At 64.9% G+C, this 19,801-nt stretch carries 12 protein-coding genes and 3 pseudogenes; 7 read left to right on the top strand and 8 right to left on the bottom strand.

What is annotated here, in order from left to right:
• Positions 1-102: 102 nt before the first annotated feature.
• On the bottom strand, positions 103-741 hold the full coding sequence (locus tag ACQ86E_RS24725) for an NrsF family protein (protein ID WP_431202208.1): 639 nt from the start codon (positions 739-741) through the stop codon (positions 103-105).
• 1 nt (position 742) lies between these two features.
• Positions 743-1,288, bottom strand: coding sequence for a sigma-70 family RNA polymerase sigma factor (locus ACQ86E_RS24720; protein ID WP_431202207.1), 546 nt, complete (start codon positions 1,286-1,288; stop codon positions 743-745).
• Positions 1,289-1,579: 291 nt separating this feature from the next.
• Between ACQ86E_RS24720 and ACQ86E_RS24715 the strand changes: the two genes are divergently transcribed.
• The 5 genes and pseudogenes from ACQ86E_RS24715 to ACQ86E_RS24695 form a co-directional block, all read left to right on the top strand.
• Positions 1,580-2,257: a hypothetical protein gene (locus tag ACQ86E_RS24715; RefSeq protein ID WP_431202206.1), complete on the top strand. Its 678-nt coding sequence runs from the start codon at positions 1,580-1,582 to the stop codon at positions 2,255-2,257.
• Between the two features lie 152 nt (positions 2,258-2,409).
• Complete coding sequence (locus ACQ86E_RS24710) at positions 2,410-3,189, top strand: enoyl-CoA hydratase (RefSeq protein WP_431202205.1); 780 nt, start codon at positions 2,410-2,412, stop codon at positions 3,187-3,189.
• Positions 3,190-3,375: 186 nt separating this feature from the next.
• Positions 3,376-4,806, top strand: coding sequence for a TolC family outer membrane protein (locus tag ACQ86E_RS24705; RefSeq protein ID WP_431202204.1), 1,431 nt, complete (start codon positions 3,376-3,378; stop codon positions 4,804-4,806).
• 59 nt (positions 4,807-4,865) lie between these two features.
• The gene (locus tag ACQ86E_RS24700; RefSeq protein ID WP_431202203.1) at positions 4,866-5,777 is read left to right on the top strand and encodes an amidohydrolase family protein; all 912 of its coding nucleotides are present in this window, start codon (positions 4,866-4,868) and stop codon (positions 5,775-5,777) included.
• A 199-nt stretch (positions 5,778-5,976) separates the two neighbouring features.
• Positions 5,977-6,522, top strand: a pseudogene (locus tag ACQ86E_RS24695) (LysE family translocator); the annotation flags it as partial.
• Between the two features lie 92 nt (positions 6,523-6,614).
• Here the strand turns inward: ACQ86E_RS24695 and ACQ86E_RS24690 are convergent.
• The 3 genes from ACQ86E_RS24690 to ACQ86E_RS24680 all read right to left on the bottom strand — a co-directional run bounded on the left by ACQ86E_RS24690 (position 6,615) and on the right by ACQ86E_RS24680 (position 12,559).
• A complete protein-coding gene (locus tag ACQ86E_RS24690; RefSeq protein ID WP_431202202.1) occupies positions 6,615-9,731 on the bottom strand; it encodes an efflux RND transporter permease subunit in 3,117 nt (1,038 codons plus the stop codon).
• Between the two features lie 37 nt (positions 9,732-9,768).
• Positions 9,769-11,013: an efflux RND transporter periplasmic adaptor subunit gene (locus tag ACQ86E_RS24685; RefSeq protein WP_431202201.1), complete on the bottom strand. Its 1,245-nt coding sequence runs from the start codon at positions 11,011-11,013 to the stop codon at positions 9,769-9,771.
• A gap of 145 nt (positions 11,014-11,158) precedes the next feature.
• Entirely contained in the window at positions 11,159-12,559 is a 1,401-nt protein-coding gene (locus ACQ86E_RS24680; protein ID WP_431202200.1) for a CoA transferase, read from the bottom strand.
• 56 nt (positions 12,560-12,615) lie between these two features.
• Here ACQ86E_RS24680 and ACQ86E_RS24675 point away from each other — a divergent pair, with 56 nt between their 5' ends.
• Positions 12,616-12,903, top strand: coding sequence for a hypothetical protein (locus tag ACQ86E_RS24675; protein WP_008136644.1), 288 nt, complete (start codon positions 12,616-12,618; stop codon positions 12,901-12,903).
• Between the two features lie 67 nt (positions 12,904-12,970).
• On the top strand, positions 12,971-13,741 hold the full coding sequence (locus ACQ86E_RS24670; protein ID WP_431202199.1) for an SDR family NAD(P)-dependent oxidoreductase: 771 nt from the start codon (positions 12,971-12,973) through the stop codon (positions 13,739-13,741).
• 165 nt (positions 13,742-13,906) lie between these two features.
• On the opposite strand, the pseudogene ACQ86E_RS24665 reads toward ACQ86E_RS24670, so the two are convergent.
• The 3 genes and pseudogenes from ACQ86E_RS24665 to ACQ86E_RS24655 all read right to left on the bottom strand — a co-directional run bounded on the left by ACQ86E_RS24665 (position 13,907) and on the right by ACQ86E_RS24655 (position 19,716).
• Positions 13,907-17,443 (bottom strand): annotated as a pseudogene (locus tag ACQ86E_RS24665) (error-prone DNA polymerase).
• Positions 17,440-19,031, bottom strand: a pseudogene (locus ACQ86E_RS24660) (Y-family DNA polymerase). The pseudogenes ACQ86E_RS24665 and ACQ86E_RS24660 overlap by 4 nt, the downstream one beginning before the upstream one ends.
• Positions 18,928-19,716, bottom strand: coding sequence for an ImuA family protein (locus ACQ86E_RS24655; protein WP_431206552.1), 789 nt, complete (start codon positions 19,714-19,716; stop codon positions 18,928-18,930). Before ACQ86E_RS24655 ends, ACQ86E_RS24660 begins: the two are co-directional and overlap by 104 nt.
• Between the last annotated feature and the right edge of the window lie 85 nt (positions 19,717-19,801).

Raw genomic sequence — 19,801 nt, 5'->3', positions numbered from 1 at the left:
ACAATGGCATGAGCCTGTGAGAGTCGCTCGTAAATGCAGGAGCGATGATTGCCCGGCAGATCGCGGATGTATGGCGCGGCGTCAATTTGACGCGGAACACCGTCAGTAGCGCAGAACCCTCGAGCCCACGAGCGCGCCGATCGCGGTCACGAGCGCGGTCGCAAGCGTGTACCAGGTCGCCACGAACAACGGCGAGTCGTCGGTGCAATGCGAGGCGTAGAGCGTCGCGGCAAGGCCGGCCGACACCAGGCCGGCGAGTGCACCGGCGAGCGCGGGGCGCGACGGTGCGCCGTGGCGCAGGCCGAACAGCGCGCCGGCAAGCAGCGGCAACGACATCGCCGGGATCGCGAGCAGGCACACCCTGGAGTTCTTGCCCATCAGCCGCATCGTCATCGGCATCGCCGGCGCCATCATCGTCTCGCCGCCGATCGCGACCGCAAGCAGGCCGACGGGTAGCAACAGCAGCCAGCCCCAACCGCGCATCAAGGCTTCCGGGCGCGACAGATGCAGGCTGACGATGATCGCGGGGATCGCGAGCGACAGCGTGACGGCGAACTTCATGTCGAAGAACGGATTGTGCATCGCGCTCATTACGTCGGGGCGCACGCCGAGGAAGGTCGCGAAGATCAGGATCGACAAGGGCGCGGCCACCAGCAGCGCCATGGTCAGCATGGCGCCCACGCGCGGTGCGCGATGGGCGTTGTCGGCCGCGAGGCTGCGAATGAGTTGATCGGTATCCATGCTAGTGGTCCCGCAGTTTGGCGGTCAGCGCCGCAAGTCCGCGGTGCAGCGCGACGCGCACCGCACCTTCGCTCATCGAAAACTTCGCAGCCGTGTCCTTGATCGAAGCAGCCTCCACCGCGATCGACTGCAACACGTCGCGCTGGCGCTGCGGCAGCGTGCCGAGCTGCGCTGCGACCTCGGCCGCCGAGGCCGTCTCCTCGGGCATCTCGCCCGGCAGCGTCTCGGAGAAATCGTCGATGTCGACGAAGATCCGCCTGCCCCGCCGCCTGAGCGTATCGATCAGCTTGTTGCGGCCGATCGCGAACAGCCACGGGGCGAAGGGGGCTTCGCTGTCCCAGGTGTGTCGCTTCAGATGCACCGCCAACAGAATCTCCTGCACGATATCCTCGGCCTGGTCGGGAGGCTGCCCGGCCCGCGCCAGGCCCCGCCTCGCGGCAGCGCGCAGCACCGGCGTGACCGCCTTCAACAGGCGATGATAGGCCGCATCATCGCCTGCCATGGCCGACCGCATCAGGTCGGTCCACTCGTCCTCACGTCCGCGCACGCGCGCCCCTTACCTTGCAATTCGGCCGCTTGTTCAATTTGTTACGCTGGCGCCCGCATTATCACGAATTCGTGATTAACGCGCGGCACCTGCGTTCCGAGGCGGCCGCAATAACCCGCGACGGCTCATAACATCGATCGGCCTCGTCTGCACCCGGCGGCCGACCGCTCGAGGCTGACTGCCCCGTTTTCGCCAAGTGTAGCCCGAAGATTCCCATTTTTCGCCGCGCTGTCGTCATGCACCGAGGTCTCTGTTCGCTCCCGGGATGGCGTAATCGGGGAGATCGTCGACATGTTGAAAGCCAGCAGGCGTGCGGCATTGCTTCTTTTGGCCGCTGTATTCGTGCTGTTCGGGGCCGCCGCACAGGCTGCGCCGGCTTCGGCCACAGGCTCCAAAACGGACGGTGCGAGCAAATCGGCCGACGTCGCCAAATCCGGCAAGCAGCGGCGCTCCTATGCGCACCGCCGCAGCGGGAGCAAGACGGCTGCGAAATCCTCCGACGACAAGGCCGACAGGAAGGACGCCGAGACCAAGCCCAACGACAAGACTGAGGCCGAAAACAAGGCGAGTAACGACGTGCCGGCGTCCAGCCAGATATCGCCGGACGTCGCCAACGCCAATGCACAGCTCGCCGCCGTCGACTCGCCGACCGCAGCCGCGGCCTCCGCGCTGACCGGCCGAGCCAACGACAATCTGCAGGCGGCAGCCGATAATACCTCCGCCCCCAATGCCGAAACCCAGGTGGTGGCCCCCGATCAGCTCAACGACATCGACCGCGCCCTGCAAGAGGACACCCCGCCGCCGCAGAAGGCGGTGATTGCCGCAACCGACGCGCAGCCGCGGCCCGCCCCGGTCATGGCCAGCAGCCAGAGTTCGGCCTGGGACCAGAGTTCGCTGATCGGCAAGATCTTCATCGGCGTGGGCACGCTGCTGACGCTGGCCTCCGCCGCGCGCATGTTCATGGCCTAGTTTCTGGCCTAGTTTCTGGCCTAGTTCTTGACCTAGTTCTTGGCCTGATTCCGGAACGCGCAGCTCGTCCCGCGTTCCGGCGGCTGTTGGCCCCTTGAAGCCCACCGCGCCAGCGGGCACATTGCCCGCTCAATCAAAAGCGTGGGTGGAGCATGAGCACGTTCGAACATATCATCGTCGAAAGCATCGGTGCGGTCGGCATCATCAAGCTGAACCGGCCGAAGATGCTCAACGCGCTCTCCTTTGGCGTCTTCCGCGAGATTGCGGCGGCCGTCGACGATCTCGAGGGCGATGACGCGATCGGCTGCATCGTCGTGACCGGCAGCGAGAAGGCCTTCGCCGCCGGCGCCGACATCAAGGAGATGCAGCCGAAGGGCTTCATCGACATGTTCTCGGAGGATTTCGCCGCGATCGGCGGCGATCGCGTCGCGCGCTGCCGCAAGCCGACCATCGCCGCGGTCGCGGGCTACGCGCTCGGCGGCGGCTGCGAGCTCGCCATGATGTGCGACTTCATCATCGCCGCCGACACCGCCAAGTTCGGCCAGCCCGAGATCACGCTCGGCACCATTCCCGGCATCGGCGGCACCCAGCGCCTGACCCGCGCGATCGGCAAGGCCAAGGCGATGGACCTCTGCCTCACCGGCCGCATGATGGATGCGGCAGAAGCCGAGCGCAGCGGCCTCGTCAGCCGCCTTGTGCCTGCTGACAAGCTCATGGACGAAGTCATGGCCGCCGCGGAGAAGATCGCGTCGATGTCGCGGCCCGCGGTCGCGATGGCCAAGGAGGCGGTGAACCGCGCCTTCGAGACCACGCTCGCCGAGGGCATGAGCGTCGAGCGCAACCTGTTCCACGCGACCTTTGCGCTGGAAGACCGCTCCGAGGGCATGGCCGCCTTCATCGAGAAGCGCAAGCCGGTGAACAAGAACCGGTAATACCGCTGAGAGGTCAGGCTGGTGTAAGGCTCCGGCGTCTCCCGCAAAAATGTTGTGACGCGCCTGCAACAAGCACGGAATAGATGGGGGTTTCCCCGCGGCAGTTTGCCTGCGGGACCTCGGCTGGTTAAACAGCTAAGAGGCCACCGTCGGCGGGGGCGGACAGCCGGGGTTTTGCGGGATTACATGATTGGGCGTGCCGCCAGAGCTGGTCGCGTGATGACGCGGCGTCAATCGGGCGTGAGTCCTGTGCTTGCGACATGGACCGCGCTGGCGCTCTGTTGCGCCCTGCCCGCGGCTGCACGGGCGGAAGCCCTGCCGGAGGCGCTCGCCAAGGCCTACCAGACCAATCCGCAGCTCAATGCCGAACGCGCGCGGCAGCGCGCCACGGATGAGAACGTGCCGCAGGCGCTCGCCGGCTACCGACCGCAGATCGTGGCGAGCCTCAGCGCCGGCCTGCAATCGGTTCGCAATCTGCTGCCCGACAACACCATCCAGACCGCGAACTTGAAGCCGTGGGTGATCGGCGTCACCGTGACGCAGACCCTGTTCAACGGCTTCCGTACCGCCAACAACGTGCGCGCCGCGGAGCTCCAGGTGCAGTCCGGCCGCGAGGCGCTGCGCAATGTCGGCCAGGGCGTGCTGCTCGATGCGGTCACCGCCTACACCAACGTGCTGGCCAACCAGTCGCTGGTCGAAGCGCAACGCTCCAACGTCGCATTCCTGCGCGAGACGCTCTCGGTGACCCAGCGCCGCCTCAACGCCGGCGATGTCACGCCGACTGACAGCGCGCAGGCCGAGGCCCGTCTCAACCGTGGCCTCTCCGATCTCAATGCTGCGGAAGTGGCGCTCGCGGTGAGCCAGGCGATCTACGCTCAGGTCATCGGCAACGCGCCGTCGCAGCTTCGGGCCGCCGAAGTCGTCGATCGCTATCTGCCGAAGAGCCGCGAGGACGCGCTGACCATGGCGATCCGCCAGCACCCGGCGGTGATGGCGGCGGGCTTCGACGTCGATGTCGCCTCGACCAACATCCGCCTCGCCGAGGGCACACTGCTGCCGAGCGCGACCATTCAGGGCAGCGCCAGCAAAAGCCGCAACAACGATCCGACGCTCGGCACCTTTGCCGAGGACCAGGCCTCGGTCGTCGCCAATGTCACCGTGCCGATCTACGACGGCGGCCAGGCCGCCGCGCAGACCCGGCAGGCCAAGGAAATCACGGCGCAGAGCCGGCTCGTGCTCGACCAGGTGCGCAACCAGGCGCGCACGGCCGCGACCAGCGCGTGGGTTGCCAATGAAGGCGCCAAGATCGCGGTCTCGGCCTCGGAGTCCGAGGTGAAGGCCGCGACCGTCGCGCTGCAGGGCGTGCAGCGCGAGGCCGCCGGCGGCCAGCGCACCACGGTCGACGTGCTGAACTCGCAGGCCGATCTGATCCAGGCCAAGGCCCGCCTGATCAGCGCACTGCGCGACCGCGTCATCGCCTCCTACTCGCTGCTCAGCGCGGTTGGCCATCTCGACGTCAAGACCCTGAGCCTGAACACGCCGGACTACCTGCCCGAGGTGCACTACCAGCAGGTCCGCGATGCCTGGCACGGCCTGCGCACGCCGTCGGGGCAGTGATATCCTGACGTAGCGCTCAGGCGCACAACACAATTCGCTCCCTCGCCGCCGGAGATCCCATGGCCAGCTACGCCCAAAAGCGCGCATCACAGCCCGCGACGCCGATCAACTTCGATGTCCCGGCGCATGCCTGCGATTGCCACACGCACATTCACGGCGATGTCGAAAAGTTTCCGTTCTTTGCTGGACGCGTCTACACGCCGGGGCCGGCTTCGCCGGAAGAAATGGCCGCCCTGCACAAGGCACTGCATATCGAGCGCGTCGTGATCGTGACGCCGAGCGTCTATGGCACCGACAACTCCACCACTTCGTTCGGCATCAAGGCGCGCGGCGCGACTGCGCGCGGGGTCGCTGTGATCGACGACAACACGACGGAGGCGCAGCTCGATGCGATGCAGGCCGACGGCTTCCGCGGCATCCGTATCAATCTTGCGACCGACGGCATCAACAATCCCGATGTCGGACGCGCTCGCTTCACCGCCGCGGTCGAACGCATGAAGGCGCGGGGCTGGCACGTGCAGCTCTACGCCACGCTGCCGATGATCTCGGCGATCAAGGATCTGGTGCTGGCTTCGCCAGTGCCTGCCGTGTTCGATCACTTTGGAGGTGTCGAGGCATCACTCGGACTGGAGCAACCGGGCTTCGCCGATCTCGTCGCGCTGGTGAAGTCCGGCAAGGCCTATGTGAAGATCTCCGGCGCCTACCGCTCGTCGAAGCTCGCACCGGATTACCAGGACATGGTGCCTTATGCGCATGCGCTGATCGCGGCCAACGCCGACCGCATCGTCTGGGGCACCGACTGGCCACATCCGGACTCCGTTCCGGTACCCGGGCGCAAGCCCACCGATCTCGCGCCATTCTATCCGATCGACGACGGACGCCTGCTCAACCAGCTTCCGGTGTGGGCGCCGAATGCGGACGTGCGCAAGAAGATCCTGGTCGACAATCCCGCACGACTCTACGGGTTCTGAGTCGCGACACGCGCAATTAGGTTCAACGGCACGCGATGTAATTCCAATTCGAGTCATGGAACTGTTGTCGCGAGAGCACAACGACATCTGACTCACACGAACGTGTTTGAGTTTCCTTTCGCTCTTCACCCTTTCGGTTGAGGCGAGGATTCCGTTTCATCGGTACGCACGCACAGATTTCATTTGTTCGTGCGGAACCATGCCTTTATCGCATTATCTCGCCGCGCTTTTCTCCGGTATTGGAATTGGCTTCACTGTCGCCGCTCCGATCGGGCCAATGGGCATGTTGTGCATCCAGCGCACATTGGCATCGGGCATGGCCACCGGCCTCGCAACCGGCTTCGGTGCGGCCACCGTGCATCTTGCCTACAGCGCCTTCGCGGTCCTGGGCCTCGGCGCGCTGGCACAGCCCTGGGTCGAGGCCAATGCGGTTGGCTTCGGTATCGTTTCTGCACTCACCCTGCTGTGGTTCGCGATCCGGACGCATCGCGGTTCCGTCACGCTTCAGGAGACGGGTGAATTCGACAAGGTGCGTCTGGCGCGCGCCTATCTCAGCGCCATCGCGCTCGGGTTCACCAATCCGCTCACGGTGATCCTGTTTCTGGCCGCGCTGAACGCGTTCTCCACGCAATCCGCAGCAGCGCCGCTGATCGCGGGCGTATTCGTCGGCTCCGCGGTGTGGTGGACGATGCTCAGCACGACGGTGGCAACCGCGCGGTCACGGCTGACGCCGCAGATGCTGTCACTGAGCCGCCGGTTCGCCAGCCTGATTCTGCTCGGGCTCGGCACCACGATGCTGATACAGAATCGCGCAGCGGATGTTGTGACGGGCGGCGGTCAGCGCGCGCGGCGGGAGAAGAAGGAGATCAGGACCGGCAGGGTCACAAGGATCACGATCGGGGCCAGCATCATGCCGGTGACGACGACGACCGCGAGCGGCTTCTGCACCTGCGAGCCGATGCCTTCCGACAAGGCCGCGGGCAGCAGGCCGATGCCTGCGACGACGCAGGTCATCAGCACGGGCCGGAGCTGCAATTCGCCGGTCCGTATCACCGCACTCATGCGGTCCATGCCCTCTTCAATGAGCTGGTTGTACTGTGACAGGATGATGATGCCGTCCATCACGGCGATCCCGAACAGCGCGATGAAGCCGATCGCGGCCGACACGCTGAACGCGGTGCCCGTGATCAACAGTCCGAGCACACCGCCGAAGATCGCCATCGGGATCACGCTCATCGCGAGCAGCGTATCGACCATCGAGCCGAAGTTGAACCAGAGCAGCACGCCGATCAGCGCCAGCGAAATCGGCACCACGATCGACAGCCGCCGGATCGCGTCCTGGAGATTGCCGAATTCTCCGACCCATTCCATATGCGAGCCCGGCGGCAACTGCACCTGCTCGGCGATCTTGTCCTGGGCCTCGCGGATCGCGCTGCCGAGGTCGCGCTCGCGCACCGAGAACTTGATCGGCAGGTAGCGCTCCTGCTGCTCGCGATAGATGTAGGCCGCGCCCGACACGAGGCTGATGGTGGCGACCTCGCTCAGCGGGATCTGCGTGACGGTGCCGTTCGGGCCCGGCGCACCGATCCGCAGATTCTGGATCGCCTCGGCGCTCCGGCGGTATTCCGGCGCGAGGCGGACGATGATCGGGAAGTGACGGTCGCTTCCCGGCTCGTAGAGATCGCCCGCAGTATCGCCGCCGATCGCGACCTTGATCGTGGCGTTGATGTCGCCGGGTGCGAGCCCATAGCGCGCGGCCTTGGCACGATCGATGTCGATCTGGACGGTCGGCTGGCCGAGCGAGGTGAACACCGCCAGATCGGTCACGCCTTGCACCGTCGACAGCACCTGCTTGATCTTGTTGGCGGTGTCCGTGAGGGCCTGGAGATCGCTGCCGAACAGCTTGATCGAGTTCTCGCCCTTCACGCCCGACACGGCTTCGGAGACGTTGTCCTGCAGATATTGCGAGAAGTTGAACTCGACGCCGGGGAAGCGGTCGTCGAGCTGCTTGAGCAACTGCGCGGTCAACTCTTCCTTGTCGCGGGTGCCGGGCCACTGGCTGACGGGTTTCAACGGTGCAAAGAACTCGGCGTTGAAGAAGCCGGCGGCGTCGGTGCCGTCGTCGGGGCGTCCGTGCTGCGACACCACGGATTCGACCTCGGGCCGCGCACGAATCACCTTGCGCATCTCGTTGACGTAGGAGTTGCCTTCCTGGAGCGAGATGGTCGGCGGCAGCGTGGCGCGGATCCAGAGATTGCCTTCTTCCAGCTTCGGCAGGAATTCGAGACCGAGCAGCCGGCTGAGCGCCACCGTCATCAGCACGAGGCCGACCGCTCCGCCGAGCACGATGTTGCGATTAGCGACGGCCCAACGCAGCAAAGGCGAGTACAGCCGGTGCAGGATCAGCATGATCCTGGTCTCGGTTTCCTCGACATGCGCGGGCAGGATGATCGCGGACAGTGCCGGCGTCACCGTGAACGTCGCAAGCAGGCCGCCGGCGAGCGCGTAGGCATAGGTGCGCGCCATCGGTCCGAAGATGTTGCCCTCGACGCCGGACAGCGTGAACAACGGCAGGAACGCCGCGATGATGATCGCCGCCGCAAAGAAGATCGAGCGCGAGACGTCGGCCGCGGCGCTGAGGATCGCATGGCTCTTCATCCCGAACAGCGTCTCGTGCGACATGTGCTCGGCGTCAGACATCGGTGTCGTCTGCGTCAGGCGCCGGAAGATCGCCTCCACCATGATGACGGTGGCGTCGACGATCAGGCCGAAATCGATGGCGCCGACCGACAGCAGGTTTGCCGACTCTCCGCGCAGCACGAGGATGATCACGGCGAAGAACAGCGCGAACGGAATGGTGGCGCCGACGATCAGCGCGCTACGGAGATCGCCGAGGAAGATCCACTGCAACAGCACGATCAGCAAGATGCCAACCACCATGTTGTGCAACACGGTGTGGGTGGTGAGTGCGATCAGGTCCCCGCGGTCGTAGATGCGCTCGATGTGCACGCCGGGCGGCAGGATGCTGGAGTCGTTGATGGTCTGAACGAGCTGGTGGACGCGCTTGATGGTCGGCGAACTCTGCTCGCCGCGGCGCATCAGGACGATGCCCTGCACGATGTCGTCGGACTCGTCGAGGCCGGCAATGCCGAGACGGGGTTTCTGGCCGACAGTGACGGTGGCGACGTCCTTGACCAGCACCGGGTTGCCGCCTGTCTGCGAGACCATCGTATTGGCGATATCGTCGATCGAACGGATCAGGCCGACGCCGCGCACCACGGCGGATTGCTGGCCGATGTTGACCGTGTTGCCGCCGACATTGACGTTCGCATTGCCGACCGCCTGGAGCACTTGCGGCAGTGTCAGGCCATTGGCGACGAGCTTGTTGAAATCGACCTGGATCTCGTAGGTCTTGCTCTTGCCGCCCCAGCCGGTGACGTCGATTACGCCAGGCACGGCACGGAAACGGCGCTGCAGGATCCAGTCCTGGATGGTCTTGAGATCGAGCACGCTGTAATTGGGCGGACCGACGAGGCGATAGCGGAAGATTTCGCCGATCGGGCTGAGCGGCGAGATCTGCGGCTGCACGTTGCCCGGCAACGGCGCGAGCTGCGCCAGGCGGTTCAACACCTGCTGCAACGCCTCGTCATAGGTGTAGGCGAAGGAGAACTGGATTTTGACGTCGGACAGACCATAGAGCGAGATGGTGCGGATGGTCGTGATGTTCTTCAGACCCGCGACCTGGGTCTCGATCGGGATCGTGATGTAACGCTCGATCTCTTCGGCCGAGAGGCCCGGGCTTTGCGTCACGATGTCGACCATCGGCGGGGTCGGATCGGGATAGGCCTCGATGTTGAGCTGGTTGAAGGCGATCAGGCCGCCGATGAGCACGGCGACGAACATACCCACCATCAGGAAGCGCCGGTTGACGGCAAGGGCGACGAGACGATCCATTCAGGTCTTCGCAGTCTTCAGTTTCTTGGGTCGTCGATCAGCTACCGGACGCCGCGCGGTCGATGAAGAGGCTGCCCTTGACGACGATTTGCTCGCCGGGTTTCAGGTTGTTGGTGACTTCGACGAGATTGCCGTTGATGAGGCCAATCTTGATCTGGCGCAGCTCGACCGACTTGTCCTCGCGCGCAACCCAGATCCGGACATGGTCGCCCTCGTAGATCAGCGCCTGCTTCGGCACCGCGGGCGCGGCACGGTCGCCAGCCGAATAGATCGTGACGTTGGCGAACATTTCCGGCTTGAGCAGTCCGTCCTTGTTGTCGATGGTGGCGCGAACCAGGAGGCGACGCGTGCTGGGGTCGATCGCGGCGGCGACATAGTTGATTTTCGCGGTGAGTGGACGGCCCGGCAGCGCCATCACGTTGACGCTGATGTCCTGTCCGATGCACACCGCGGCCGCATCGCTCTCGCGCACGAAGGCGGTGAGCCAGACCGTGGAGAGATCACCGATCACGAAGACCGGATCGCTGGCGCCGGAATTGACGTACTGGCCCGGACCGATCTTGCGCTGCACGACCGTGCCGGAGATCGGCGAGTAGATCGTGACCTCCGGATTGATCGCGCCCTTGTCCTGAAACGCCTTGATGGTCTCGTCGGTGAAGCCGAGGATGCGCAGCTTGTTGCGCGCGGCTTCCAGCGCCGTCCCCGAGGAGCGCACATCGTTCTGTGCCTGGACCTGGGTCGCTTCCGCCTGCTGATAGTCCTTCAACGGAATGGCATGACCCTCATAGAGGTCCTTGGCGCGCTTGAACTGGATGTCGGCGAGATCGACCGCCGACTTCGCCTTGTTCTGCGAGGTCATCGCGGCGATGAAATCGTTCTGGGCCTGCACGGTGTCGGCGGCCTCGATCGTGAACAGCGGTTGACCTTGCTTCAGCATCTCGCCGGGCTTTGCAAGCAGCTTGGTGACACGGCCTGCGTAAGGCGAGAACACCGGCGTCGAGCGGTCCTCGTCGACCGCGACCTTGCCCTCGGTGACATACTCGGCCCGGAAGGTCCTGGCCTTGACCGGCTCGATCGTCAGCGTCGCCCATTCGGACGGCGACGGCGTGAAGTTCTGCGCATTCCTGCGCGACTGGCTGGAGATCTCGGAATGCTTCTTGGCCTTGGGCCCCGCATAGAGAAAGCCGTAGGCCCCGGCACCGGCAAGAGCTAGTAAAACTACGGATGAGATCACCCGCCGTTTCGTAACCACATGCAATCGCTTGGTATTTTCAACTACCATGGGGCCCGGTCGTATCTGCGACGATCTTGGCAGACGCCTGCCTTATCGGTCGCGCTAATAGTGCCGAATTGGGATTTCAAACAACCTTAAAAACGCTTGCCGCCTTTCGGTTGGCGTTAAAATTTCGCTTCACGTCAGCTTCATGTCAGCTTCGCGCCGCCCACTGTGCCGGATGACTTCCGAGCGGCATCGCCGGACGACTCCATTGCGCCGGCGTCTTCGACAGCAGCGCAGAATGGCGCACTGCTTTCAGCATGCCAAAGCCAGATGGCATGGGCTCGATGAACGCAGCATGTACGGCCTCGCCCGTGAGATCAGGGGTGTTCAAGCCGCCGTCGAGCCGACCGAGATTCCACAGCCAGCGCCCGGTCTGCGCCAGCGACACGCGCACGTGCCAGCTGCCGCCTTCGCGGGCCTGGCGCGCCTTGGCCATCATCGCACCGAACGCCATCAGATAGCCGGTGGCGTGGTCGAGCATCTGCGCGGGCAATTCCTTGGGACCATCGATGCCGGCGGCCTGCTCCTCGGCATGGTTAAATCCCGTCGTGGTCTGCACCAGCGAATCGAAACCGCGCCGCTCGGCCCACGGGCCGGTGTGGCCATAGGCCGACAGCGTGACGTAGACGATGCCGGGATTGATGCTTGCCGCCTCCTCCGGCGCAAAGCCGAGAGCGGCAAGCGCGCACGGGCGATAGCCTTGCGAGAAGATGTCGGCGTCCTTTACTAGCGCGCGCATCTGTGCCCTGCCCGCTTCGCTCTTCAATTCGATGAAGGTGGTGAGCTTGCCGCGACCGGTATCGATCGTGAGCCAGGGAATGGCGGGCAACTCCGGGCCAGAGACCAGCAGCACATCGGCGCCGTGAGCGGCGAGCGTGCGGCCGGCGACGGGGCCCGCGATGACGCGGGAGAGATCGAGCACATGCAGGCCTGAAAGCGGACGATCGCCCTTCGGCCACGGCTTCGGCGATGCTTCGCCGATCTTCTCGATCGAGATCAGCGGCAGTTCGGCAAGCGCGTGCGCTTGTGGCAGCGCGGACCATTCGTCGTAACTCCGCATCAAGGCAACGACGCCGCCCGCAGCGTAAGCGGCAGTTTCAAAATCCTCGCCCTTCCATTGCATCAATGCGGCCTGCACTTTCTCGCGCTCGGGTTCGCAGCCGAGCACCTTGCAGACGGCGTCGCGGTGATGCGGGAAGTTGGTGTGGCAGCGGACGAAGCGGCCGTCGCCGGTCTTGTAGACGCCGGCGATGGCGTCCCAGGCCGGTGGCGGCGGCTTGTCGTCGAGGCGCAAATAGCGCTCGGAGCGGCATTCGGCGACGGCGTGGCGGATGTCGACGAAGACGTCCTGTGCCTGCCCGCTGCGCTGCCGCCAGATTTCGGCAGCGGCGAGACCTGCGGCGGCGATCGCGGTCTGTCCGGCGACGGCGACGCGAAACGAGGACGGAATTTGCGGCTCTTCGCCGGTCAGCCGGACACGAGCAAGCGCGGCCGGCTCCCCACCCGCAGAGGTCCAGATATCGCCAAGAATGTCGGCGGGGCTTTGCATACCGCGTCTCTCCCTCTACTTTTCGCGACCATGTCATGACCCCAGAAAGGATTGCAATGGCCGCGATCGATCCCCTCACCGCAGGCGCCGTATTCATCGCAACGGCAGCCACCGACGCGGTCTATGTCATGTTCACCTCGGCCGTGATCGCGCGCAAGCGCGTGCCGGCGGCGAACTGGAGCGCGGTGTGGTATCTGCTCTCCTCCTACGCAGTGATCAGCTATACCGAAAACGCCTTCTATGTCGCCTTCGCGGCGATCGGCTCCTGGGCCGGCGCCTACGCGTCGCTGACCTTCCTGCACCGCCCGCCCGGCGGCCCGCCTGTGGGGGCGGCGCCGGAGTGAGGCAGGCTTCTGCGGATCACTTGAAACAGCTACACTCCTCACGACCAACAACAAGGAAAACCAAACAATGGATCTCGGTCTCAAAGGCAAGAACGCCATCGTGCTCGGCGGCACGCGCGGCATCGGGCGGGCGATTGCGGCGACGGTGGCCGGTGAAGGCGGCAATGTGGCGGTCTGCGCGCGCAATGCCGATCAGGTCGCGGCTACTGTTGCCGAATTGAAGGCGAGCGGTATCAACGCCACCGGCGGTGCGGTCGACGTCACCGACGGCGCGGCGCTGAAATCCTGGATCGAGAGTTCAGCAAACGAGCTCGGCGGCATCGACATGCTGTTCTCCAACGCCGGCGCGATGGCGCAAGGCCACGATGCGGCGTCCTGGGAGCAGAACTTCCGGCTCGACCTGCTAGGCGCCGTGCATGCGTTCGATTCCGCGCGGCCGTTCCTCGAAGCCAGCGGCGAGAAGGGCGGCGATGCGGCATTCGTCATCATCTCCTCGATCTCGGCGGCGCAGGCCGATCTCGCCAGCTCCTACGGCCCGATCAAGGCGGCGCTGATCCACATGGCGAAGGGACTGGCGCGGCAATACGCGAAGAAGAAGATCCGCGTGAATGTCGTGTCGCCCGGCACCGTCTACTTCAAGGGCGGCGTCTGGAACATGATCGAGCAGAACATGCCGGAGCGCTACAATGATGCGATGAAGCGCAACCCCACCGGCCGCATGGCAACGCCGCAGGAGATCGCGAGCGCGGCAGTGTTTCTGGCGAGTCCGGTGTCGGGGTTCACGACCGGATCTAATCTCGTCGTGGACGGCGCGATCTCGAACCGGGTGAATTTCTAGGGAAGGTAACGACCGGGAGTCCAGCGCCCGATCGTCTCAGCAAACTCGTCATTGCGAGCGTAGCGAAGCAATCCAGAATCTATCCACGGCGACAGTCTGGATTGCTTCGTCGCAAGGGCTCCTCGCAATGACGCCGCAACAGCTGCGGTTGTTGTTCGCGCGCGCTCAATGAAAATCCCGCGACGGCGGCAGGATGCGGACGTTGCGGGGTGGCGGATTTTTGCGCGGGGGTATCCGCGTGGTCGCGGCGGTCGTCGTTGAGCGGTTCGAGCACCGTCGCGCCGGCCGGCACGGGATGCTTGCGGCTGAGCGCGTCGTTGGCAAGGCCGACCAGGTCGTGCGAGCGGTCGATCATCCGCTGGGCGATGAGATGCGTCACCTTTTCGGGGCTGCTCTGGATATAGCCCTCGACCAGGATGAGGCGCGCGCCCATCACCTCCTTGCGGTACTGCTCCATGATCTTGGGCCACACCACGACATTGGCGATGCCGGTTTCGTCCTCGAGCCGTCATGAACACGACGCCGCTGGCGCTGCCGGGCCGCTGCCGGACCAGCACCACGCCGGCGCAGCGAACGCGGCGCCGCTCGTTCTCGTGACTGATTTGCCTGCACGCCACCACCCGCTCGCGCAAAAACATCTCGCGCAAGAACTCCATCGGATGGCCCTTCAGCGACAGCCGGATGGTCTGGTAGTCCGCGACCACCTGCTCGGCACGCGGCATCAGCGGCAGCGGCTGTGCGTGCTCGTCGGGCTGCTCGCGCGCGGTCGCCGCTTCGAACAGCGGCAACGGGACATCGTCAGGCAGCCGCCGCACCTGCCACAACGCCTCGCGGCGATCGAGCCCGAGCGAGCGGAACGCGTCGGCATCCGCCAGCAGGATCAACGCGCGTTTGGGCAGGCCGGTATCCCGAGCAAAATCCTCGAGCCGAGGTGAAGGGACCGCGATTGCGCGCGGCGACGATGCGGTCGGCCCAGTCTTGCTCCACCCCGTTCAAGGCGACACGCGAGGTGAGAGGGCTCTCTCCCCCTTGTGTGGGAGAGTTGGAGAGAGGGGTAAGCCACGAGCACCGTCCGCGCGGCTTATCCCTCTCCCTAGCCCTCCCCCACAAGGGGGAGGGAACCCATCCGCAGGTGCGTCCCTGACTCCAGTTCATTCAGGCTGCGCTTGCGCCGGTGCGCCTGATCCCTCTTCAATGTTTCCTCATCCTGATCGATCCAGTGGAAGCCGTCGATCTGGCGGAAGCCGAGGCGCACGGCGCAGTATTTGCCGCTCCCCTCCTCCAGCGTGTTCTGCGCAAAGCTGCGGGACACGTCGATGTCGCGCACCTCGACGCCGTTCTTGCGGGCGTCGCTGACGATCTGCGCCGGCGCGTAGAAGCCCATCGGCTGCGAATTGAGGAGCCCGCAGCAGAACGCATCGGGGTGGTGATACTTCAACCATGAAGAGACGTAGACGAGCTGGGCGAAGCTGGCCGCGTGGCTCTCGGGGAAACCGTAGGAGCCAAACCCCTTGATCTGGTCGAAGCAATTTCTGGCGAATTGGGGATCGTAACCTCGGCGGATCATGTTGCCGATCATTTTTCTTCGAAGTTGCCGATGGTCCCGACGTTGCGAAATGTTGCCATGGCACGTCGCAATCCGTTGGCCTCTTCCGAGGTAAACTCCGCGGCCACGATCGCAATCCGCATGGCCTGCTCCTGAAATAGCGGTACGCCGAGCGTCTTGTGCAGGACCTCACGCAGCTCGTTCTTGTTGCCGCCCTTGGGGTAAGGATACTCGATGTCCTCGGGCTTCATTTTCCGCCGCCGCAAGTAAGGATGCACCATGTCGCCCTGGATCGGCCCCGGCCTCACGATCGCAACCTCGATGACGAGGTCGTAGAAGGTCCGTGGTTTTAGCCGCGGCAGCATGTTCATCTGGGCGCGGCTCTCGACCTGGAACACGCCGAGTGATTCCCCGAGACACAGCATGTCGTAGACTTTGGGATCGTCCTGCGGGACGCTCGCCAGAACCCAGCGTTCACCCTTGTGGTCCGCGACCAGATCAAAGCACTTGCGGATGCAGGTCAGCATGCCGAGCGCGAGCACGTCGACCTTCATCATGTTGAGCGCGTCGACGTCGTCCTTGTCCCATTCGATGAAGGTGCGATCGTCCATCGCGGCGTTGCCGATCGGCACATAGGTGTCGAGCCGGTCCTGGGTGAGCACATAGCCGCCGACATGCTGGGAGAGATGGCGCGGGAATTCGATCAGCTCGGTCGCAAGCTCGACCGCGAGATTGATCGTTGGATTTTGCGGATCGAGCCCGGCCTGCCTGACCTGCATGTCGTTGAGGCCACGGCCCCAGCTTCCCCACACGGTGTCGGCGAGCGCGGCGGTGACGTCCTCGGTCAGGCCCAGCGCCTTGCCGACGTCGCGGATGGCGCTGCGCGGACGGTAATGGATCACGGTGGCGATGATCGCGGCGCGGTGGCGGCCGTAGCGGCGATAGACGTATTGCATCACCTCCTCGCGCCGCGAATGTTCGAAATCGACGTCGATGTCGGGCGGCTCCAGCCGCTCCTTGGAGATGAAGCGCTCGAACAGGAGATCGACCTTGGTCGGATCGACCGAGGTGACGCCAAGCACGTAGCAGACGGCCGAATTCGCCGCCGATCCGCGCCCCTGGCACAGAATGTTCTGGCTGCGCGCGTACTGGACGATGTCGTGCACGGTGAGGAAATAGTGCGCGTATTTCAGCTCGGCGATCAGGGCGAGCTCTTTCTTCAGGGTCGCGCGAAGCTTGTCGTCGATATCGCCGCCGAAATATGTCTGCACCCCCGCCCAGGTCAAATCCTCCAGATGCCCCTGCGCGGTCTTGCCCGGCGGCACCGGCTCATCCGGATACTGGTATTTGAGCTGGTCGAGCGAGAAAACGATCTTGTTCGCAAAGCGCATGGTCTCCGCGATGGCTTCAGGGAAGTCGCGGAACAGCCGCGACATTTCGCGCGGCGTCTTCAGAAAGCGCTCGGCGTTGGCTTCCAGCTTCCGCCCGATCGCCTCGATCGTGGTCTTTTCCCGGATGCAGGTCAGCACATCCTGAAGCGGACGACGGCCGGCATCGTGATAGAGCACCTCGTTGGTCGCGAGCAGCGGCACCTTTGCTGTCGCCGCGAGATCATCGAGCCGCGCCAGACGGCGGCGGTCGTCGCCACGATAGATCAGGCTCGCCGCCAGCCACACGCCATCGGCGCGGCTTGCTTTCAGCCTTGCAAGAATATCCAGCGCCTGCGCCGCATCGAAGCGATGCGGCAACGTCAGGACCAGGAGCTGGCCTTCGGAAAACTCCAGGAGATCGGCGAAGGTGAGACGACACTCGCCCTTCTCGATCCGCGTGATGTCGTCGCCGCGCTTGCCCCGGGTGAGGAGCTGGCAGAGCCGGCCATAGGCGGCGCGGTCGCGCGGGTAGACAAAGATGTCGGGAGTGCCGTCGATGAAGACGATGCGCGCGCCGATCAGCAGCTTCGGCTTGTTCAGCACCTCGGCATTGTCGAGCTCCTTCCAGGCTCGCACCACACCGGCGAGCGTGTTGTGATCGGCGATGCCGATTGCGGGAATGCCAAGCTTGCTCGCCTGATGCACATAGGCGCGCGGATCCGAGCCGCCGCGCAGGAAGGAGAAATTCGTGGTGATGCCGATCTCGGCATAAGCGGGCGTAGTCATGCGAAAAGACCGTGGACATACCAGCCGGGAGAAGCGGGCTTGCCATCGCCGTCGAACACTTCTCCCTCATAGAGACCATCGCGGAAAATCCAGAAGCGCAGGCCTTCGGCATCCTCAATGCGGAAATAATCCCGCGTCAGCTGCCTGCCGTCCTGCCGCCACCATTCCATGGCGATGCGCTCGGGTCCTTCCACCCGCACCACCGCATGCAGCGCGCGGCGCCAGGTGAACTGATGCGGCGGGCCGTCGGGCACGGTCGCGAACGGCACATTGATCGGCTCCGGTCTGTCGAACAGCCGCAAGGGACGCAGCGGCGGCTCGCTCTCGGTGCGCGCCGGCCATTCGGCCTGCATGGCGACGGCGAGATGGTGCTGCGCCGGCGCGGCCACCACCGCACATTCGGGGATATGCGTATCCTGCGGGAGGTGGACGACGACGCGCTTTCCGCCGATGTGGGCGGCGATGCGGTCGATCAGTGCGGCGAGTTCGTCATTGTCATGGACATGGGCGTCGAGATCGCGCTGCTCCTGCACCACGATCTCGGTGCGGCTCGCCGACAGCCGCACCATGTCGAAACCGAAGCCGGGATCGAGCGGGTCGGCGAGCGCATCGAGACGCTCGCGGAACAGACGGTCGATAACCGCGCTTTTCGTCACCGGCCGCCCGGTCTCGACCATGATCGCACGCACCACGCCGTCGGTACGGAAAAAGCCGCTTCCAGCCGGCGCGCGCCCTTGCCCTGCTTCTCCATGGACGCGATCAGCGTGTCGGCCAGCCGCGACAGCGTCATCGCGATCATGGTGTCGGTCGCGATCGGCTCGGCGAAGCGCTTCTCCACGATGTAATCGGGCAGCGGCTTGCGTGGATTGATCGGCGCATCGCCCTGTCCCAGCGCATGCGCAAGCAGCGTGGAGAATCGCGCGCCGAACCGTGCCGTGATCTCGCTCGGCGCGCGCGCAGCGACATCGCCGATGGTTTTCAGGCCCGCACGACGCAAACCGGTGGTGATGGCCTCGCCGGCACCGAGCGCGGACACCGGAAACCGGTTGATCGCCGCGGCTTCCCCGCCATCGGCAACAATGGTGCCTGAGGTCTGCCGCGTTAGCGTCCGCGCGCAGACCGAGGTGCCGGCAATCGCCGCGCTGACGGCAAAACCCTGGCGGGCGAGCGCACGGACCAGCGTCTGCAGCAACGCCGCCTCGCCGCCGAACAGATGCGCGCAGCCGGTGATGTCAAGGAACAGCCCGTGCGGCGGATCGAGCGCCACCAGCGGCGTGAAACGGTCGCACCAGTCGGCGATGTCACTGAGCGTCTTCGCGTCGGCCACGACATCGGCGTCGAACACTTTCAAGTCCGGACACATCGCCCGCGCATTGGCCAGCGGCTGGCCGATATACAGCCCCAAACGCGACGCCGCATCGTCAAGCGCATGGATCACCAGCGCGTTGTTGTCCTTGATGACGACGATGCTGGGCTCATTGTTCTCATGCAGTCCGACGTTGCCGAAGAACCGCTGGATCCGGTCGATGGGCAGGCGCGGCAGCCACAGGCTGAGGATGCGCCGACGGTTCACTGAACTGGCACTCATCACATTTCCATTCCATGATCCACCGGCCGCACGGGCCATGACGATTGCGCAACAGCTCGGCATCGAAGCGCGGCGCGCCCCATGCACTCCACATCGCACCCGGCGGCGAATGCGCCGCGCGCAGCATCCACCGCGTCTCGGCGGTCGAAGGCAGCGGCTGTGCCGCCATCCGCAGCATCAAGCCGGTGACACCGGACGATTGTGCAGCCAGCGTCAGCTTGCGGCTCGCCACCAGATCGAACTGCCGCGTCTCGCCCCAGAGCTCGAGCACGACGGCGCCGAGCGCATCGCAGGCGAGCGCGTCGGCCGAGCTGCGCAGCGCGCTCTCGACATCGGCGGCGCGCACCATCACCACGCGGCGCGGATCGAGGCCGAGCTCGGCGAGCCCGCTCATCGACAGCGCGCCTGTTTCCAGTTCCGAAAAATCCTGCCGCACCCATAGCAGCGGCCGGCGCGCCGAGACGCGCCCCGCGAGACCCATGACGAAACCCGTCGCGGCTGTCCCCTGCCGGCCCTCGCAAAACACCTCGTGGATCACCGCGCGCGCGAGCCCGCCCTTCAGCGCGCCGTCGACCTCGCCATGGCCAAGCGCGACGCGACCATGTTGATGCACGACCTCCGCCGTCTCGATGCGCTCGATCTGGCCGCGCAAGGTCGCAAGCGCGCTGCTGCGTGCGCCGCTCATCATCGCCGCTCCTTCAGGGATCATTGCCGGGCTCTCAAAAATAAGAACCTGCGGCTGGCTCATTTGTTCATGATATGTTCTAATA

This window comes from Bradyrhizobium betae (genome assembly GCF_050632175.1).
GTDB classification, from domain to species: domain Bacteria; phylum Pseudomonadota; class Alphaproteobacteria; order Rhizobiales; family Xanthobacteraceae; genus Bradyrhizobium; species Bradyrhizobium betae_B.
This window is presented reverse-complemented; position numbering and strand designations above follow the sequence as displayed.

Bases quoted from the DNA above. Each gene is read 5' to 3' on its own strand.
- ACQ86E_RS24690 (WP_431202202.1), bottom strand. From the start codon at position 9,731: ATGGATCGTCTCGTCGCCCTTGCCGTCAACCGGCGCTTCCTGATGGTG.
- ACQ86E_RS24675 (WP_008136644.1), top strand. From the start codon at position 12,616: ATGGCCGCGATCGATCCCCTCACCGCAGGCGCCGTATTCATCGCAACG.
- ACQ86E_RS24710 (WP_431202205.1), top strand. From the start codon at position 2,410: ATGAGCACGTTCGAACATATCATCGTCGAAAGCATCGGTGCGGTCGGC.
- ACQ86E_RS24725 (WP_431202208.1), bottom strand. From the start codon at position 741: ATGGATACCGATCAACTCATTCGCAGCCTCGCGGCCGACAACGCCCAT.
- ACQ86E_RS24685 (WP_431202201.1), bottom strand. From the start codon at position 11,013: ATGGTAGTTGAAAATACCAAGCGATTGCATGTGGTTACGAAACGGCGG.
- ACQ86E_RS24655 (WP_431206552.1), bottom strand. From the start codon at position 19,716: ATGAGCGGCGCACGCAGCAGCGCGCTTGCGACCTTGCGCGGCCAGATC.
- ACQ86E_RS24700 (WP_431202203.1), top strand. From the start codon at position 4,866: ATGGCCAGCTACGCCCAAAAGCGCGCATCACAGCCCGCGACGCCGATC.
- ACQ86E_RS24670 (WP_431202199.1), top strand. From the start codon at position 12,971: ATGGATCTCGGTCTCAAAGGCAAGAACGCCATCGTGCTCGGCGGCACG.
- ACQ86E_RS24715 (WP_431202206.1), top strand. From the start codon at position 1,580: ATGTTGAAAGCCAGCAGGCGTGCGGCATTGCTTCTTTTGGCCGCTGTA.
- ACQ86E_RS24680 (WP_431202200.1), bottom strand. From the start codon at position 12,559: ATGCAAAGCCCCGCCGACATTCTTGGCGATATCTGGACCTCTGCGGGT.
- ACQ86E_RS24705 (WP_431202204.1), top strand. From the start codon at position 3,376: ATGATTGGGCGTGCCGCCAGAGCTGGTCGCGTGATGACGCGGCGTCAA.